The 17212-nt window shown below is 67.1% G+C and carries 17 protein-coding genes; 11 read left to right on the top strand and 6 right to left on the bottom strand.

Annotated elements, in window-relative coordinates; all coding sequences use genetic code 11:
* The first annotated feature begins 53 nt into the window (after positions 1-53).
* The 3 genes from KXD98_RS21830 to KXD98_RS21820 all read left to right on the top strand — a co-directional run bounded on the left by KXD98_RS21830 (position 54) and on the right by KXD98_RS21820 (position 3314).
* The gene (locus tag KXD98_RS21830; protein WP_260760384.1) at positions 54-1358 is read left to right on the top strand and encodes a citrate synthase; all 1305 of its coding nucleotides are present in this window, start codon (positions 54-56) and stop codon (positions 1356-1358) included.
* A 110-nt stretch (positions 1359-1468) separates the two neighbouring features.
* Positions 1469-2905: an MFS transporter gene (locus KXD98_RS21825; RefSeq protein ID WP_260765344.1), complete on the top strand. Its 1437-nt coding sequence runs from the start codon at positions 1469-1471 to the stop codon at positions 2903-2905.
* A complete protein-coding gene (locus tag KXD98_RS21820; protein ID WP_260760383.1) occupies positions 2895-3314 on the top strand; it encodes a MarR family winged helix-turn-helix transcriptional regulator in 420 nt (139 codons plus the stop codon). The genes KXD98_RS21825 and KXD98_RS21820 overlap by 11 nt, the downstream gene beginning before the upstream one ends.
* Here the strand turns inward: KXD98_RS21820 and KXD98_RS21815 are convergent.
* Together KXD98_RS21815 and KXD98_RS21810 are read right to left on the bottom strand one after the other, a co-directional pair.
* On the bottom strand, positions 3311-4852 hold the full coding sequence (locus tag KXD98_RS21815; RefSeq protein WP_260760382.1) for an NAD(P)/FAD-dependent oxidoreductase: 1542 nt from the start codon (positions 4850-4852) through the stop codon (positions 3311-3313). The genes KXD98_RS21820 and KXD98_RS21815 overlap by 4 nt on opposite strands.
* 15 nt (positions 4853-4867) lie before the next feature.
* On the bottom strand, positions 4868-5299 hold the full coding sequence (locus KXD98_RS21810; protein ID WP_260760381.1) for a hypothetical protein: 432 nt from the start codon (positions 5297-5299) through the stop codon (positions 4868-4870).
* Positions 5300-5461: 162 nt separating this feature from the next.
* Here KXD98_RS21810 and KXD98_RS21805 point away from each other — a divergent pair, with 162 nt between their 5' ends.
* The 4 genes from KXD98_RS21805 (at position 5462) to KXD98_RS21790 (ending at position 7742) form a co-directional block, all read left to right on the top strand.
* Positions 5462-6133, top strand: a complete 672-nt coding sequence (locus KXD98_RS21805) for an MspA family porin (RefSeq protein WP_260760380.1) — start codon at positions 5462-5464, stop codon at positions 6131-6133.
* A gap of 61 nt (positions 6134-6194) precedes the next feature.
* A complete protein-coding gene (locus KXD98_RS21800; RefSeq protein ID WP_260760379.1) occupies positions 6195-6842 on the top strand; it encodes an MspA family porin in 648 nt (215 codons plus the stop codon).
* Position 6843: 1 nt separating this feature from the next.
* Complete coding sequence (locus KXD98_RS21795) at positions 6844-7392, top strand: hypothetical protein (RefSeq protein ID WP_260760377.1); 549 nt, start codon at positions 6844-6846, stop codon at positions 7390-7392.
* Positions 7393-7457: 65 nt separating this feature from the next.
* Positions 7458-7742, top strand: a complete 285-nt coding sequence (locus KXD98_RS21790; RefSeq protein WP_260760376.1) for a hypothetical protein — start codon at positions 7458-7460, stop codon at positions 7740-7742.
* 4 nt (positions 7743-7746) lie between these two features.
* Here KXD98_RS21790 and KXD98_RS21785 read toward each other — a convergent pair whose 3' ends face one another.
* Positions 7747-7995, bottom strand: coding sequence for a DUF2630 family protein (locus tag KXD98_RS21785; RefSeq protein WP_260765343.1), 249 nt, complete (start codon positions 7993-7995; stop codon positions 7747-7749).
* A 127-nt stretch (positions 7996-8122) separates the two neighbouring features.
* Between KXD98_RS21785 and KXD98_RS21780 the strand changes: the two genes are divergently transcribed.
* Positions 8123-8497, top strand: coding sequence for an FKBP-type peptidyl-prolyl cis-trans isomerase (locus KXD98_RS21780; RefSeq protein WP_260760375.1), 375 nt, complete (start codon positions 8123-8125; stop codon positions 8495-8497).
* Between the two features lie 111 nt (positions 8498-8608).
* Here the strand turns inward: KXD98_RS21780 and KXD98_RS21775 are convergent, their stop codons facing one another.
* The 3 genes from KXD98_RS21775 to KXD98_RS21765 form a co-directional block, all read right to left on the bottom strand.
* Entirely contained in the window at positions 8609-9943 is a 1335-nt protein-coding gene (locus tag KXD98_RS21775; RefSeq protein ID WP_260760373.1) for a HAMP domain-containing sensor histidine kinase, read from the bottom strand.
* 6 nt (positions 9944-9949) lie between these two features.
* Positions 9950-10651: a two-component system response regulator PrrA gene (gene prrA / locus KXD98_RS21770; protein ID WP_396881810.1), complete on the bottom strand. Its 702-nt coding sequence runs from the start codon at positions 10649-10651 to the stop codon at positions 9950-9952.
* A 68-nt stretch (positions 10652-10719) separates the two neighbouring features.
* Positions 10720-11475 (bottom strand): potassium channel family protein, encoded by a 756-nt coding sequence (locus KXD98_RS21765; protein WP_260760372.1) that lies wholly within the window; start codon positions 11473-11475, stop codon positions 10720-10722.
* Positions 11476-11580: 105 nt separating this feature from the next.
* Here KXD98_RS21765 and KXD98_RS21760 point away from each other — a divergent pair, with 105 nt between their 5' ends.
* From KXD98_RS21760 to KXD98_RS21750, 3 genes are read left to right on the top strand one after another with little or no spacing between them, the layout of a single operon-like run.
* The gene (locus KXD98_RS21760; RefSeq protein WP_260760371.1) at positions 11581-13557 is read left to right on the top strand and encodes an ABC transporter ATP-binding protein; all 1977 of its coding nucleotides are present in this window, start codon (positions 11581-11583) and stop codon (positions 13555-13557) included.
* A complete protein-coding gene (locus KXD98_RS21755) occupies positions 13550-15391 on the top strand; it encodes an ABC transporter ATP-binding protein (RefSeq protein ID WP_260760370.1) in 1842 nt (613 codons plus the stop codon). Before KXD98_RS21760 ends, KXD98_RS21755 begins: the two co-directional genes overlap by 8 nt.
* The gene (locus KXD98_RS21750) at positions 15388-17205 is read left to right on the top strand and encodes an ABC transporter ATP-binding protein (protein ID WP_260760369.1); all 1818 of its coding nucleotides are present in this window, start codon (positions 15388-15390) and stop codon (positions 17203-17205) included. The genes KXD98_RS21755 and KXD98_RS21750 overlap by 4 nt, the downstream gene beginning before the upstream one ends.
* The last annotated feature ends 7 nt before the right edge of the window (positions 17206-17212 follow it).

Here is a 17212-nt window from a genome sequence, read left to right as displayed (position 1 = left end):
GTAGTCAGACTCCGAGATTTCGCGTTGAACCAGAGACATGTGAAGGGACCGCAGTGGCCGATAACGCCGAAGCCGGGCAGCAGCACGCCACCCTGAAGTATCCCGGTGGGGAGCTCGAACTCGACATCGTCAACGCATCCGAGGGCGCCGACGGCATCGCGCTCGGCTCGTTGTTGGCCAAGAGCGGCTACACGACGTTCGACGGCGGTTTCGTCAACACGGCGTCGACCAAAAGCGCGATCACCTACATCGACGGTGACGCCGGCATCCTGCGCTACCGCGGTTACCCCATCGAGCAACTCGCCGAGAAGTCGACGTTCATCGAGGTCAGCTACCTGCTGATCTACGGTGAGCTGCCGACCGCCGAGGAATTGGAGAAGTTCACCACCCAGATCCAGCGGCACACCCTGCTGCACGAGGACCTCAAGCGGTTCTTCGACGGCTTCCCCCGCAACGCGCACCCGATGCCGGTGCTCTCCAGTGCGGTCAACGCCCTGAGCGCCTACTACCAGGATTCGCTGGATCCGTTCGATCCGAAACAGGTCGAGCTGTCCACGATCCGGCTGCTGGCCAAGCTGCCGACCATCGCGGCCTATGCCTACAAGAAGTCCGAGGGGCAACCCTTCCTGTACCCGGACAACTCATTGACGCTGGTCGAGAACTTCCTGCGGATGACCTTCGGCCTCCCTGCCGAGCCCTACGAGGTCGATCCCGAGATCGTGCGGGCACTGGACATGTTGTTCATCCTGCACGCCGATCATGAGCAGAACTGCTCGACCTCGACGGTGCGCCTGGTCGGCTCCTCGCAGGCCAACCTGTTCACCTCGGTCTCGGGCGGGATCAACGCGCTGTGGGGCCCGCTGCACGGCGGCGCCAACCAGGCGGTGCTGGAGATGTTGGAGAAGATCCGGCAGGGCGACGACGACGTCGCCACCTTCGTCAAGAAGGTCAAGAACCGCGAGGACAACGTCAAGCTCATGGGCTTCGGCCACCGCGTGTACAAGAACTACGACCCGCGGGCGCGCATCGTCAAGGAGCAGGCCGACAAGATCCTGGGCAAGATCGGCGTCAAGGATGAGCTTCTCGACATTGCCAAGGAGCTCGAAGAGATTGCGCTGACCGACGACTTCTTCATCGAGCGCAAGCTTTACCCGAACGTCGACTACTACACCGGCGTGATCTACCGGGCGATGGGCTTCCCGACGCGGATGTTCACGGTGCTGTTTGCCCTGGGCCGGCTGCCGGGTTGGATCGCGCACTGGCGGGAGATGCACGGCGAACCGAACAAGATCGGCCGCCCGCGGCAGATCTACACCGGCTACACCGAGCGCGACTACGCCGACGTCGACACCCGCTGATCCGCGGCTGCAGAAACACCCTGTTGTGCGCTGAACGTCACAGCCCACGGTGCTTGCCCGCTCAACAGTTGTAGTTTCACAATCATTGGGTGACGGAGACGGTCGCCGCGATGACACCCCGGCGCAAGGTCATCATCCTGGCGTCGTGCTGCATGAGCCTGCTCATCGTGTCGATGGACGCGACCATCGTCAACATCGCGATCCCGACCATCCGCAGCGACCTGTCGGCGTCGACCGCCCAGATGCAGTGGGTCGTCGATGTCTACACGCTGGTCCTGGCTTCGCTGTTGATGCTCTCGGGGGCAGCGGGAGACCGGTTGGGCCGTCGGCGCGTCTTTCAGACCGGCCTCACGATCTTCGCGCTCGGTTCCCTGGCCTGTAGCCTGGCGCCGACGGTCGAGACGCTGATCGCTGCCAGACTGCTTCAGGGTATCGGCGGTTCGATGCTCAATCCCGTTGCGCTGTCTATCATCTCGCAGATCTTCACCGGTCGTCAGGAACGCGCGCGGGCGCTGGGCATCTGGGGTGGCGTGGTCGGCATCTCGATGGCGCTCGGCCCGATCGTCGGTGGCCTGCTCATCGACTCGGTCGGTTGGCGATCGGTGTTCTGGATCAATCTGCCGATCTGCGCGGCGGCGCTGGTGCTGACCGCAGTGTTCGTGCCGGAGAGCCGGTCGGTCACCATGCGTTCGGTCGACCCGGTCGGCCAGGGGCTGGCGGTGGTGTTCCTGTTCGGCACGGTCTACACGCTCATCGAAGGGCCGGTGCTCGGCTGGGGTGACCCGCGGGTGCTCGGTGTGGCCGTCGCCGCCGCGGTCGCGTTCGTCGCTTTCGTAGCCTACGAGTCACGCCGCACCGACCCGTTTCTGGACCTACGCTTCTTTCGCAGTATCCCGTTCAGCTCGGCGACGGTCACCGCGGTCAGCGCTTTCGCGGCATGGGGCGCATTCTTGTTCATGATGTCGTTGTATCTGCAGGAGGAGCGCGGATACTCGGCAATGCACACCGGGCTGATCTACCTGCCGATCGCTGTGGGAGCAGTGCTGTTCTCCCCGTTGTCGGGACGCCTGGTGGCCCGCTTCGGTGCGCGGCCGTCACTGGTGGTCTCGGGGACGTTGATCGCCGTGGCGTCGACGATGCTGGTGTTCCTCAGCGCCACGACTCCGGTGTGGTCACTGACGATCGTATTCGCAGTTTTCGGAGTCGGTTTCGCCATGGTCAACGCCCCGATCACCAATGCCGCGGTCAGCGGTATGCCGACCGATCGTGCCGGGGCGGCATCGGCGGTGACCTCGACCAGCCGTCAGGTCGGGGTGAGTATCGGGGTCGCGCTGTGCGGTGCTGTCGCCGGTCCGGCGATGGATGCCGGAGGAGCCGGGTTCGCCGCGGCATCGCGGCCCCTGTGGTTGGTTTGCACGGCTCTGGGTGGGGTCATCCTCGCGCTCGGTGTGTTCTCCACCTCGGGCCGCGCCGTGCGCTCGGCCGAACGGCTGGCACCGTTGGTGTCCGGCACGGTGGATCCGGTCAGTGGTGCCCATGTCCGGTAAGCCGCTCGCCGACGAGGTATGGCGCGACCTCGCGGCATTCGTGCACAACCACCGCGACGGATGGAAGCGTGCTGTCATCGAACGAGCCGGCCTGCCGTTCAGCAGGATTCGCATTCTCATGCGGTTGCGCGCCTCGTCCATGACGGTCAAGGAGCTCGCCGCAGCCGCGGCCATCGACGCGCCGGCTGCCACGGTGGCGGTGAACGACCTGCAGGACCGCGGGTTGGTGGTCCGCGAAGTGGACCCGGACAACCGTCGGTGCAAGAAGGTGTCGCTGACAGCGTCGGGGCGGGCGGTGCTCGACGCCGTCGACGCCGTACACGATCCGGCACCGGCAGTCGTATCACACCTCGCGACCGACGAATTGAGGACATTGCGCCGGATCCTGGACAGAATGCTCGGCTGTTAACCCTCCAGCACCGCCATGGCCGCATTATGGCCACCGATTCCCGATACCGCCCCACCGCGGCGGGAGCCCGATCCGCACAACAGGATTCGCTCGTGGGCGGTGGCCGCACCCCACCGCTGGGCCGGCGTCACCAACTCGTCGTCATCCTCGGCGAACGGCCACGACAAGGCGTCGTGGAAAATGTTGCCGCGGGTCATACCCAACGTCTGTTCCAGGTCGGCGGTGGTCTTGGTTTCGATGCACAACCGCCCGGCGGAGTCTCTCATCGCCAGGTCCTCGATGGGTTCGGCCAACACCGAGTTCAGCGATGCCAGTGCCGCGGCGGTGAGGGCATCCCGTAACCGTTCGGGAGTGTGTGCGGACACCAGGTGGTGTGGAGTGTGCAGCCCGAACACCGTCAGGGTGTGGGCGCCTGACCGGCGCAGTGCATCAGACAGGATGGTCGGGTCGGCCAGTGAGTGACAATAGATTTCGCACGGCAGCGGATCGGGAACGTGACCTTCGGCAGCCTGCCGGTAGGCGGTGTCGAGCCGGTGGTAGTTCTCGTTGATGTGGAAGGTGCCGCCGAAAGCCTGCTCTTCGGTGACCGAGGGATCGTGCAGCCGTGGCAGTCGACGCAACAGTAGGTTGACCTTGACCTGTGAGCCCGGCGCGGGCTCGGGCTCGGGTTCGCCGAGCAACCCGGCCAGCACAGCGGGCGTCACATTGGCCAGGATGTGCTCGGCGGTCAGACGGTGGTCGTCGTCGCGGTGGCGGTAATGCACCTCGCCATCCGGTGTGACGGCGTAAACCTCTGCACCGGTCAGTATCTCGGCACCGAATCCTGCGGCGGCCGCACCCAGCGCGCCGCTGACCGCGCCCATCCCGCCGATCGGCACATCCCAGTCGCCGGTGCCGCCACCGATCAGGTGATACAGAAGGCAGATGTTCTGCTTCAGCGACGCCTCATCCATCCGGGCGAATGTCCCGATCAGCGCGTCGGTTGCCATGACGCCACGGACCAGGTCGCTGTGTACGGCATCGATAATCGCCCACCCGATCGGTTCGTCGACCAGCATCGCCCACGCGCGCTCGTCCGGCATCGACGCGCGGATCTGGCTGCGGGTGCCCAGGGGCTCCAGCAGAGTGGGCCACAGTCGCTCGGTGACGCTGCCGCAGCGGCGGTAAAACTCGACGAACCGGGGATGGTCTTCGGCGGCGCCGATGGCGTCGAAGGTCGACGACGGTCCGATCAGCAACCCGGTGCGACCGCCGGTGGCGGGGTCGGGCGTGTAGGACGAGTAACGGCGGCGAACCAGGTCGACCCGGGCGCCGAGGTCCTCGATGATGCGTGCGGGCAGCAGGCTCACCAGATACGAGTAGCGCGACAGTCGGGCGTCGACGCCCTCAAACGCGTTGGCGGACACCGCTGCGCCGCCGACCTGGTCGAGACGTTCGAGCACCCGGACGCTGAGTCCCGCCTTGGCCAGATATGCGGCCGCGACCAGACCGTTGTGTCCCCCGCCGATGATGACGGCGTCGAGGTGCGGCTGCGCCATGTCGGTGGTGGTCGGCTAAGCCTGTGTGCCGGCGTCGGCGCAGGCTTGTTGCACGGCCTCGGTGTCTGCGTTGATCTCGGCAGCGTTGCTGTTGAACCGGTCGACGCCGACATGCAGCCCCATCAGCACCACAAGCTTGGTCGCGCTCAACACCCAGGACCGCATCGGCGCCGCGATCTGCGGTGCCAGTCCAGGTGTTCGCGACGCGCTCGCCGCCGTGCTCACCGCTTCGCGCAGTCCGGTGCGACCGTACACATTGCTGGAGGACACGACGGGGTCGGAATAGTCCGGGCGAACGTCGCCGAGTGCGAGTGCGTTGGCGAAATCGGAGTAACTCAGCGCGGCCATGTCGAGCGCGCGGGCGAACTGCGTGCACGCCGCAACTGCCTCGGGGGCCGCGGGCTCGGGCTGGGCCGACGCCGAAGGCCCCGCCATCAGCGAGGCCATCGCGAAACCGGACGCGGCGATGACGAGCGGTCCTCCTGGCCGCGACCGGCGAATGACGTTTCGGCACACGACAAACTGCCCCCTCGTTCCCCGGCATTAGCTGCCAGGACACCGTACCCTTTGATCGGCTATGCAATGGGTGTGTCGAAAGGCGTTGGGTGCATGCGAGTGTTGTCGGTCGTGCTGACGGTCGCCGGCGTGTTGGCCCCGTTCGGGGTGACGGCGCACGGGGTTGCGCAGCCGGCGCCCGATACCGGGCCCGTCGTGACGGAATCGGTGGTGGAGTCGGCCCCGCCGGCCTCAGCGGTGCCGTCGTCACCCCCGGGATATCTGGAAACCCCGGAAGGGTGGAACCTGACAGTCGCAGCCAAGGACGAGACCCACGAACCGGTGCCCCCGTTGACGACTGCACTGACCTCCCGCGAGTACCTGGTGGGCGGCACGTTCACCGGCGAGGTCAGCGGCACGGGCAGGACCGAACTGTCGGGCGGTTCGCTGGTGGTCGGGTACCGGATCGGCTGCGGCATCATCGGTGGCCCGGTAGAGCTGCTCGGCATCGCGGGCACCACTCCGCGGCTCAGTCTGGACCCGAATGTCGAGTTCCCGTTGACCGGCCAGGTCAAGGTGAACCTGCGGCCGGGCACCGTCACACTGGTCCCGGTGGGGGAGAAGAGTTTCACAGGTGATCACGCGCGCGTCACCGTGAACGGATTCCGGGTTCGGGTCGACGGGTGCGTCGGCCAGTCCTTCATGCAGTCTTATGCCACCTTCACCAGTTCGACCGCCGATACCTCCGACATCGTCACCTACGCCGGTCAGATCACGGTGGTGTGAGATGTCGGTGACCTCACGAGTATTGAGCCTCATTGCCGCCGTGTGCGTACTCGTTCTTCCGATGCCGACCGTGGCGGCGCAGCCGGATGCCGGTGCGCAGCCCGACACCGGCGCGCAACCCGATGCCGGCGTGGCGCCGGTGGCCGGCCTGGCGACACCACCGGACGGCGCGGTGCCCTCCGCTGCGCCCGGAACCGTGGTCACCCCCGACGGGTGGGAACTCACGGTCGCCGCGCGGGACGAGGTCCAGGTCGCCGTGGCTCCGTTGACGACAGCGCTGTCGTCGCGGGAGTACCTCGTCGCCGGCACCTTCACCGGCAGCGTGAAGGGTTCCGGCAGCGAGGAACTGAGTGGTGGAACGCTTGAGGTGGGCTACCAGATCGGATGCGGGATCAGCCTCAATGTGGTCAAGCTGAACGGCTCGGTAGGCCTTTGGCCGTCACTGAATGCGATCGGCCTACTCGACTCTGTGCGGACCCCGGTGACCGCCCAGATCGAGGTGTTCCCCCAGCCCGGTGAGGTGATCACCGTCCAGCTCACGCAGAAGGATTTTACCGGCACCGACCCGCGGGTCACCGTCAAAGACGCGCACATCAAGATCGACGGTTGTATCGGTCAGTCGTTTCTGCGCTCTTATGCGATCTTGACGAGCTCGACCGACACCGCAGATGACATCGTCGCCTATTACGGCGTGGCGAAGGCGGTGTGACGTGGCTCCGATTGCGATCCTGGCCATGCTCGTCCCGCTGTCGGCCATCCTGGCGTTGGTGCCAACGGCCGCGGCCCAACCGGTACCGCCCGTCGACCCCCCGCCCGCGCCGCCGCCGGTCGCCGCACCACCACCCCCGCCGGCGCACCCCCTGTTTCCCCTGGCGCAGAGCGGATCACCCGTCGGCGTCGGCGGGCTGCCGCCGGGGCTGACGCCGTTCGGGCCCCCCGGCGCCGAACTCGCGTTGGGCCAGCACCCCGTTCCGTCCGCGCCCGGCACGGCCCCTGTTGCGCCGCCGAACCTCAACCCGCTCAACAATCAATACCTGTTGCCCCAGCATCTTGTGCCCTCCGCGCCGGGCGAGGGTGAGATGTTCGGCGTGGAACCGGGGCGCGAGCATGCCGACGTCGGAGCAGCCGACTACCTCCGGCGGCTCTGGGAGACCTACCAAGCCGGGGGACTGGACGGTGCACTACTGGGCCAGCGCCCGTTGACCACGCTGAACCAGCCGCTGGAGCCCCCCGCTCCCGCTGTTCCGCCAGGTGGGTAACGGCCGGGACGACTGCCACGAAGAAAAGACACGACGATCAGCGCAGGTCTTCGACGAGGAGCACGATGGCAATCACCACACGACGCATCGTTGTCCTGCTGGTCGCGGCCCTGTGGGTGGGTTCGGCCATGGTCGCACCGGGTGCGCTGGCACAACCGGCGGCCGGATCGGAATCCCCCGGTGACACCATCCGCGATCTGACCAATCAGGGATTCAACGTGCACATCAACTGGGTGGCCGGCACACCGTCGAACATCCCGCTGTCCCAGTGCACCGTCACCAGCATCGACACCGCTGCACCGCCGGCGGCTTACGTGTCGATCAACTGCCCGCCCGACGGTTCGCAGTAGCGGGTCAGTTCAAGTAACCCTCGACCTCGTCGGCCGGCCGTACCTGCGCTTCGCGCGGATCCCCGCCGGCATCGCGCAATGCCCGCCGCTGGCGCAGCAGGTCCCAGCACTGGTCGAGCTGGACCTCCACAGCGCGCAGCCGCCGGTTCTCCTCGGACTGGTCGGCCTCGCCGTGCTGGAGATTGGACCGCAGTTCTTGTTCCTCGGCGACGAGCTCGTTCACCCGGGCGAGGATGTCTTCGTCTTTGACCACACCTGCAGTCTGCCCCGGTACCGCGATCTCGACACCTCGTCGCCGCCGCGAGAGTGCACTCAGCGTCGCCACCGAGCGACCACAACTAGCGTGAGGGCACTTTCGCGAACACACGTAGGCTGACCTGATGACTTCCCCATCCGGGCAGAAGCCCGAGATCGAGTTTCCCGACGGCCCGCCACCCGCCGAACTGGTGATCAGCGATCTGGTGGTCGGCGACGGTCCCGAGGCCGTCGCCGGCGCCAATGTCGAGGTGCACTACGTCGGCGTGGAGTACGACACCGGCGAAGAGTTCGACAGCTCGTGGAACCGCGGTGAGTCGATCGAGTTCCCGCTGCGCGGGCTCATCCAAGGCTGGCAGGACGGCATTCCAGGGATGAAGGTCGGTGGTCGTCGCCAGCTGGTCGTGCCACCGGCGCTGGCCTACGGCCCGGCGGGCGGCGGGCACCGGCTGTCCGGTAAGACGCTGATCTTTGTCATCGACCTGCTGGCCACCCGATGACGTGATCTTTGTCATCGACCTGCTGGCCACCCGATGACGTGATCTTTGTCATCGACCTGCTGGCCACCCGATGACGTGATCTTTGTCATCGACCTGCTGGCCACCCGCTAGCTAGGTATGCCCGGGTAGCCGCAGCAGCAGCCTGGCCCCACCCAGCGGGCTGGCCTCCAGCGACGCGGTTCCGCCGTGCAGCTCGGCCTGCTGAGCCACCAACGCCAAGCCCAGCCCGGATCCCGAATGCGATGCCGTGGAACCGCGGGAGAACCGATCGAAGACCACCTGGCGTTCCTCCTCCGGAACGCCGACACCATCGTCGTCGACCGCGATCTCGACACCGGCACGAGAGCTGACCGCCGACAGCTGCACCCGGTTGGCGCCGCCGTGCTTGACCGCGTTGGCGATCGCGTTGTCCACAGCCAGCCGCAGACCGGCGGGCAGCCCGACGATGATCACCGTCGGCGCCGGCACCAGCGACACCTCCAGATCCGGGTAGACCCGCATGGCGTCGTGGGCCGCCCGGTCGAGCAGCTCGGTGATGTCGACGGGCACGTGGTCGTCGGCGGTGGAGAGCTCGCCCTGGGCCAACCGCTCCAACGCGCCGAGCGTGGCCTCGATGCGGGTCTGGGTGCGAATCACATCGTTGACGACTTCCTTGCGCTGTTCCTCGGCCAGGTCGAGGGTCGAGAGCACTTCCAGATTGGTCCGCATCGCCGTCAGCGGGGTGCGCAACTCATGGGCCGACACCGACGCGAAGTCACGCGCCGACGCAAGCGCGGACTTGGTGCGGTCCTGTTCCTTCCAGATGCGCTGCAGCAGCCCGTTGACCGCGTCGGCGATCTCCACTGCCTCGGTGGCGCCGCGCACCTCCACGTCGGGTCGCTCGTCGCCGGCGTCGATGGAACGGGTCTGCTGGGCAAGCCGCTTGAACGGTCGCACCGCGAATGCCGCCAACAACCACCCGCCGAAGGTGGCGGCGCCGACAGCCAGTGTGCAGATGATCAACACCCGCCGGTGCAGATTGTTGGTGTCGGCGATGGTCGAGTCGTAGGTGGCGCCGACGGCCACCGACATCGGTTCGGGGGTGGACAGCTCGACGGTGCGGACCCGGTAGCGCACCCCGTCGATGTAGGTGTCGGCGTAGCCCGGTTCGAGCTCGGGCAGCACCACATTCGAGTTGGATGAGACAGCGCCACCGCGACGCACCGTGATCGTCGCGTCCTGATCGTTGGGCGACTTGGGGATCTCGTCGAGACCCCTGGGCACGAACGGCACCGCGAAGCCTGCCGCCTCGTCGAGCCGGCGATCCAGCCGCTCCTTGCGGTCCTGGGTGATGCCGATCCACACCACCGTTCCGACGATGCCGCAGACGATCGCGGCCGCGATGGCAGTGGCGAACGCCACCCGGGTACGCAGGGACGGTGTGCGGCGGAAGATGCGGGTCAACATGGCCGTCTACTGCTGCCTGAGCACAAAACCGACACCGCGCACGGTGTGCAGAAGTCGAGGCGCGCCGTTGGCTTCCAGCTTGCGCCGCAGGTATCCGATGAACACGTCGACGACGTTGGTGTCGGCGGCGAAGTCATAACCCCACACCAGCTCCAGCAGCTGCGCGCGGGACAGCACCGCGGTCTTGTGCTCGGCCAGTACCGCCAGCAGATCGAACTCGCGTTTGGTCAGGTCGACGTCGACACCGTCGACGCGGGCGCGTCGGCCGGGGATGTCGACCTCCAGCGGCCCGACCGCGATCGTCTCGGAGGAGAACGTCGCGGTCGACCCGCGGCGGCGCAGCAACGCCTTGACCCGCGCCACCAGCTCAGCCAGCACGAACGGCTTGACCAGATAGTCGTCGGCGCCGGCCTCCAAGCCGGCCACCCGATCGTCGACCGAGGAACGGGCTGACAGCACGCACACCGGCACGTCGTTGTCCATCGCGCGCAGCGCGGTCACCACCGACACGCCGTCGAGCACCGGCATGTTGATGTCGAGCACGATCGCGTCGGGCTTGGTCTCGGTGGCGCTGCGCAACGCTTCGGCACCGTCGACAGCCGTGGCCACCTCGAACCCGGACAGCCGCAGACCACGCTCGAGTGAGGCGAGCACGTCGGGATCGTCATCGACCACGAGCACCCGGGGTGAACCCACTGCACTGTCCATGCACGCAATCTTGCCTGATGCGGCGGCCGTGCTGGGGGACCTGGCAGTGCTGATTTGCCGGCGGACCGCTAGTTGTCGGGGACCGCACGTGACGATGGGGCCCCGCCGAGGCGGGTCACCTCCCCGCGCAGGTCACGGATCTCGGTGAGCAGTTCGTCGATATGCGCGGTGGTGACTTCCCGGCCGGTGGCGTCCTCGTCGGCGACGCGTTGCACGATCCAGGACGCCAACGTGGCTGTGATGGAACCCACCAGACTGATCCCGCCGATCATCAGCACGGCCGCGATCACCCGTCCGGTGGTCGACACCGGCGTCACGTCGCCGTACCCCACCGTGGTGATCGTGGTCATGGCCCACCACAGCGCGTCGCCGAAGCTGGTGATGTCGGCATCAGGTTGGCGCCGCTCGGCCTGCAGCACGGCCAGCGACGCGACGTAGACCAGCAACACTGCCCCGGTGACGGTGTAGAGCACCACCTTGCCGCGGATCGCGTCGCCGACCACGCGTTGGAGCACGGCGATCAAAGTGACAAGCCGCAGCAATCGCAGGGGACGTAGCAGCGGAAGTGCCACGATGGCCAGGTCGAACAGGTGCCGGTAGAACCAGCGCCAGCGATCGGTGGCCAGCGCCAGCCGCACCACATAGTCGACGGCGAAGGACGCCCAGGTGAGCCCGCCGACGGCGCGAACCACGACCGCGGCGCCGCCCTGCGGTTCTGCCAGCACCTCGATGCTGTAGGCGGCGAGGAACAGCAGCGCCAAACCGGCCAGTGGCCATTCGGTGCGCCGCTCCCAACGGGCAAGGCGATGTCGGGACTCTGTCACGCCTGCAAACTCTGTCATGGTGCGGGCAAGTACCCACAACTGCGCGCCGCGCTGAACCAGGGAAGGCTTTGACCTCACCCATTGTTGAGGTTCTACGGTGAATTCATGAATCTGGAGACGGTGGCCCGGCAGTCGTTGTACCGCCAAACCCACGCGCGTGGCGGCGATCTGCACTCGATGGCGGACCGTCGCCTACTGGTGCGTATCTGGCGGTTCGCGAGCCGACACCACCGCAGACTGTCGGTGTTCCTGGCGGTCAGCGTGGTCAGCGCGGTTCTCACGGTCGCCACACCGTTGTTGGCCGGACGCGTGGTCGACGAGATCACCGGCGCCGGCGCCGTGCGGGTGGTGGTGCTGCTGGCGGCGGTCATCGCCGTGGTGGCGCTCGCCGAGGCGGGTTTGTCGCTGGTCACCCGGTGGCTGTCGTCGACGATCGGTGAGGGGCTCATCCTGGACCTGCGTACCGCGGTTTTCGACCATGTCCAACGGATGCCGATCGCATTCTTCACCCGGACCCGGACCGGCGCGCTGGTCAGCCGGTTGGGTAACGACGTCATGGGTGCTCAGCGCGCATTCTCCGACACGCTGTCCGGTGTGGTGGCCAACCTGGTCACGTTGACGTTGACGTTGGTGGTGATGCTGAGCATCTCGTGGCAGATCACGCTGCTGTCGCTGGCGCTGATGCCGCTGTTCCTGATCCCGGCCCGGCGAATCGGCGCCAAGATGGCCGCGCTGTCGCGGGAGGCATCGGCGCACAACGCGACGATGAACACCCAGATGACCGAGCGGTTCTCCGCACCGGGCGCCACGTTGGTCAAGCTCTTCGGTGACCCGGTCATCGAGTCCGGTGAGTTCCGGAACCGGGCCGCGCGGGTTCGCGACATCGGGGTACGCAGCGCGATGCTGCAGGCGACGTTCATGAACTCGTTGACGCTGATGTCGGCGCTGGCACTGGCGCTGGTCTACGGACTCGGCGGAGCACTGGCCCTCGGCGGTCAGCTGCAGGCCGGCGCGATCGTGTCGCTGGCGTTGCTGCTGACCCGGCTCTATGCGCCGTTGACCGCGTTGGCCAATGCGCGAGTCGAGGTGGCCACTGCCGTGGTCAGTTTCGAGCGGGTCTTCGAGGTTCTCGACCTGGTTCCGCTGATCCGGGAAAGCCCACAGGCCACCGCCGTCCCCGACGGACCGGTCCGCGTGGAGTTCGACGACGTCGGCTTCGGTTACCCGGCCGCCGACCAGGTGTCACTGGCGTCGCTGGAGGAGGTCGCCGAGCTCGACCACCGCGGCGGTGAACGCGTGCTGCACGGGATCTCGTTCACCGCCGAGCCCGGGCAGATGGTGGCGCTGGTGGGCTCCTCCGGCGCGGGAAAGTCGACGATCGCCTCGCTGCTGGCGAGGCTCTACGACGTACACCACGGCGCTGTGCGGCTCAACGGCCTCGACGTGCGGGACGCGACGTTCGCGTCGCTGAAGGACACCGTCGGCTTCGTCACCCAGGACGGGCATCTGTTCCACGAGTCGATCCGGTCGAACCTGCTGCTGGCATCCCCCGGCGCTACGGATGAGCAGGTGTGGGAGGCCCTGCGCCGGGCACGCCTCGACGACGTCGTCGCGGCGATGCCCGACGGGTTGGACACCATCGTCGGCGAGCGCGGCTACCGCCTGTCCGGTGGGCAGCGGCAGCGCCTGACCATTGCGCGCTTGTTGCTGGCGTCCCCGCAGGTGGTCGTGCTCGACGAGGCGACGGCGGCACTGGACTCCGAATCGGAGGCCGCGGTCCAGCAGGCCCTCGCCGAGGCGCTGGCCGGGCGGACGTCGCTGGTCATCGCCCACCGGCTGTCCACGGTCAGGGCAGCCGATGTGATCCTGGTCATCGAGGACGGCCGCATCGTCGAACGCGGTACCCACACCGAGTTGCTGGCCCGCGGCGGCCGCTACGCCGAGTTGTATCGCACGCAGTTCGGCACCGAACGGCGCATGTGCGTGGCTGCCGGTCAGCACACGGTGGCGCGTCGCGGGAAGGCCAGGTCGGCAGACGAGTTATCCGCTTGCGCGCAATGGGAAGATCTTCTCAGTGGCTGACTCTGGACCGACCGCGCTGCGCGCGGCCCCGGTAATCGCACCGCCGCAGGATCGGCCGAAAGCGAGCTCGGACCTCTGGCGGTTGTTGCCGTATCTGATGCCCTATCGGGTGCGCTGGATCGCGATGTTCGTCGTGGCGCTGGCCAGCCTGTCGGCCACGATTGCCATCCCGTTGATGACCAGAGCCGTCATCGACGGTCCGGTGCGCAATCAGGATCAACAAGGACTCTGGGTCCTGGGCTCTGCGGCCCTGGGGATCGGGTGCGCCGAAGCGGTGTTGTGGTTCATCCGTCGCTGGCTGGTCGCCCGCGCGACGATGGGTGTCGAGGCCGACATCCGCAAGGACCTCTACGCGAAGCTGCAGATCCTGCCGATGTCGTTTCACGGTCGGTGGGACTCTGGACAGCTGCTGTCGCGGATCATGAACGATCTGGGCACCATTCGCCGGTTCATGTCGTTCGGGATGCTGTTCTTGCTGCTCAATGTCCTGCAGATCACCGTCGTCACGGCGATCCTGCTGGTGATGTACTGGCCGCTGGGTGTGGTGGTCGGTGTCTCGATCGTGCCGATCACCCTGACGGTGCTGCACTTCCAGCGCGAATACACCCGGCTGTCCCGGCTCGCGCAGGACCAGGCCGGCAACGTCGCCACCCATGTCGAGGAAGCCGCGCACGGGCTGCGGGTGGTCAAGTCGTTCGGCCGGGAGGATCACGTCTACCGCCGGTTCGACGCCGAGCTCACCGACCTTTACGACACACAGGTGCGCCGGGTGGCGGTGTCGGCCAAGTTCTGGACCCTGCTGGAGATCATCCCGAATCTCACGCTGATCGTCGTGCTGGGATTCGGTGCCTACGCCGCAGGTCAGGGACAGCTGACGATGGGCACGCTGGTCGCGTTCATCACGATGATGCTGTCGCTGGTGTGGCCGATCGCGTCGCTGGGGTTCCTGCTGTCGATGACCCAGGAGTCCTTCACCGCCGCCAACCGGATCACCGAGATCTTCGACACCCCGCGCGACATCACCGACGGTCCGCGCGACCAGGCGCCGCGACGCGGCCGGCTCGAATTGGTCGATGTCGGGTTCCGGTTCCCGGGCGCGCAGGGTTGGGCCCTCAGGAACGTCAACGTCACCGTCGAGCCGGGGGAGACGCTGGCGTTGGTCGGCGCCACCGGTTCCGGCAAATCGGTGCTGGTGGGGTTGCTCTCGCGGCTCTACGACGTCACCGAGGGCGAGATCCGCGTCGATGCTCAGGACATCCGCGAACTGTCGATCGACGCGCTGCGCCGGACGGTGGCCACCGCATTCGAAGACCCGACGTTGTTCTCCATGTCGGTAGCGGAGAACCTGAGGCTGGGCCGACCGGACGCGTCCGAGGCAGAACTGCACCAGGCCATCGAGGTGGCCGCCGCCCAGTTCGTCTACGACCTGCCCTTCGGCCTGGAAACCCGTATCGGAGAGCAAGGCATGAGCCTGTCGGGCGGTCAGCGGCAACGACTTTCGCTGGCCCGGGCGATCCTGGCGCAACCGAAGATCCTGGTGCTCGACGACACGCTCTCGGCGTTGGACGTGCACACCGAGGCCGTCGTCGAGGAGGCGCTGCGCCGGGTGCTGCACGAGGTGACCGGCGTCGTCGTCGCGCATCGGGCCTCGACGGTGCTGCTCGCCGACCGGGTCGCGTTGCTGCAGAACGGGACGATCACCCACGTGGGCACCCATGCCGAACTTCTTGCCGAGGTGCCCGCGTACCGGCATCTGCTGGCCGCCGACGAGCAGGCCGAAGTACTCGACGATGGGGCCGAGCGTCCGCGGGAAATCGCGGAGAACCTCCGATGACGACGCAGGACTGGCGCGGCCGGTTCGACGAACACGCCGACCTGCCGATCGACGAGACCCAGCCGCGCCGCCGCGAGGCGCGGGCCCTGCTCGGTTCGCTGCTGCGGCCATACCGGTGGAGTGTGGCCGTGCTGGCCATCGTCGTCGTGGTGGAAAACATTGCGCGACTGTCGGTTCCGCTGTTGGTGCAGCGGGGCATCGACCACGGTATCCCGCCGCTGATCGACGGCGGGTCGGCGCAGACGCTGATGACGATCGTCGGTGCGTTGGGTGCAGTGGTGATCGTCCAGGCGGTCAGCAGGATGTTCTTCCTGCGGCGCTCAGGCCGTATCGGTCAGCAGGTTCTGCTCGAGCTGCGCCGACGGGTCTTCCGGCACTTCGGCCGCCTCGACATCGCCTTCCACGATCGCTACACGTCGGGGCGGGTGGTCAGCCGCTCGACCAACGACGTCGAAGCCATTCAGGACATGCTCGAAACCGGATTCGACAGCCTGATCACCGCGGTGCTGACGTTGTTCGGCACCGCGGTGCTGCTGGTGGTGCTCGACGTCGAACTCGGCCTGATGTGCCTGGCGGCGTTCCCGGTGCTGATGCTGTTGGTGTGGTGGTTTCACCGGGAGTCGTCGAAGACCTACCGCGAGGTGCGGGAGAGGGCCGCACTGGTGATCGTGCAGTTCGTCGAGACGATGACGGGCATCAAGGCGGTGCAGGCCTACCGCCGTGAGCCGCGCAACCAGGAAATCTTCGAAGACCTCGCCGATCGCTACCGCGCCATCAACGAGCGCACCTTCCAGCTGCTGGCGGTGTTCATGCCGGGCGTCAAGCTTGTGGGCAACCTGACCACCGGCGTGGTGCTGCTCTACGGCGGCTATCGGGTGCTGCACGGCGAGATGACGATCGGCACCCTGACGGCGTTCCTGCTCTACCTGCGGATGTTCTTCGAGCCGATGCAGGAAATTTCGCAGTTCTTCAACACGTTCCAGTCGGCGGCGTCGGCGCTGGAGAAACTGGCCGGTGTGCTGGCCCGCAAGCCGGACATCGCCGACCCGGCGCGCCCGACCGAACTGGCGCGCGTGCGCGGTGAGATCGCGTTGCGCGACGTGCGTTTCGCGTACACGCCGGGCAGACCGGTGCTACCCGGCCTGAACCTGGAGGTGCCGGCCGGGCAGACGGTGGCGCTGGTGGGCACCACCGGCGCGGGCAAGACCACGATCGCCAAGCTGGTGACCCGCTTCTATGACCCGGTCGCCGGGGCGGTGACCCTCGACGGCGTGGATCTGCGTGACATCGCGCAGCCGGAGTTGCGTCGCCACATCGTCATGGTGACCCAGGAGAACTTCATGTTCGGCGGCAGTGTCGCCGACAACATCCGGTTCGGCCGTCCCGAGGCCACCGACGAGGAAGTCCGCGCTGCGGCCGAAGCCGTCGGTGCACAGGAGTTCATCGAGGCACTGCCGGACGGTTACGACACCGATGTCGCCAAGCGCGGCGGTCGGCTGTCAGCCGGGCAACGGCAGCTGGTCGCGTTCGCCCGCGCGTTCCTGGCCGACCCTGCGGTGCTGATCCTCGACGAGGCGACGTCGTCATTGGACATCCCCAGTGAGCGACTGGTGCAACGCGCGCTGGCAACGGTGCTGGCCGATCGCACCGCGCTGGTCATCGCCCACCGGCTCTCGACGGTGCAGATCGCCGATCGGGTGCTGGTGCTCGAACACGGCCGCATCGTCGAGGACGGAGCTCCCGGCGAGCTGGTGTCCCGCCAGGGTGGGCACTACGCCGCGCTGCACCGTTCCTGGGTGGACTCGTTGGCATAGCGCTGGT

Origin of the sequence: Mycobacterium sp. SMC-4 (assembly GCF_025263265.1) — a bacterium.
GTDB lineage: Bacteria > Actinomycetota > Actinomycetes > Mycobacteriales > Mycobacteriaceae > Mycobacterium.
The sequence above is the reverse complement of the archived record's forward strand: the minus strand, read 5'-3'. Positions and strand labels throughout refer to the sequence as shown.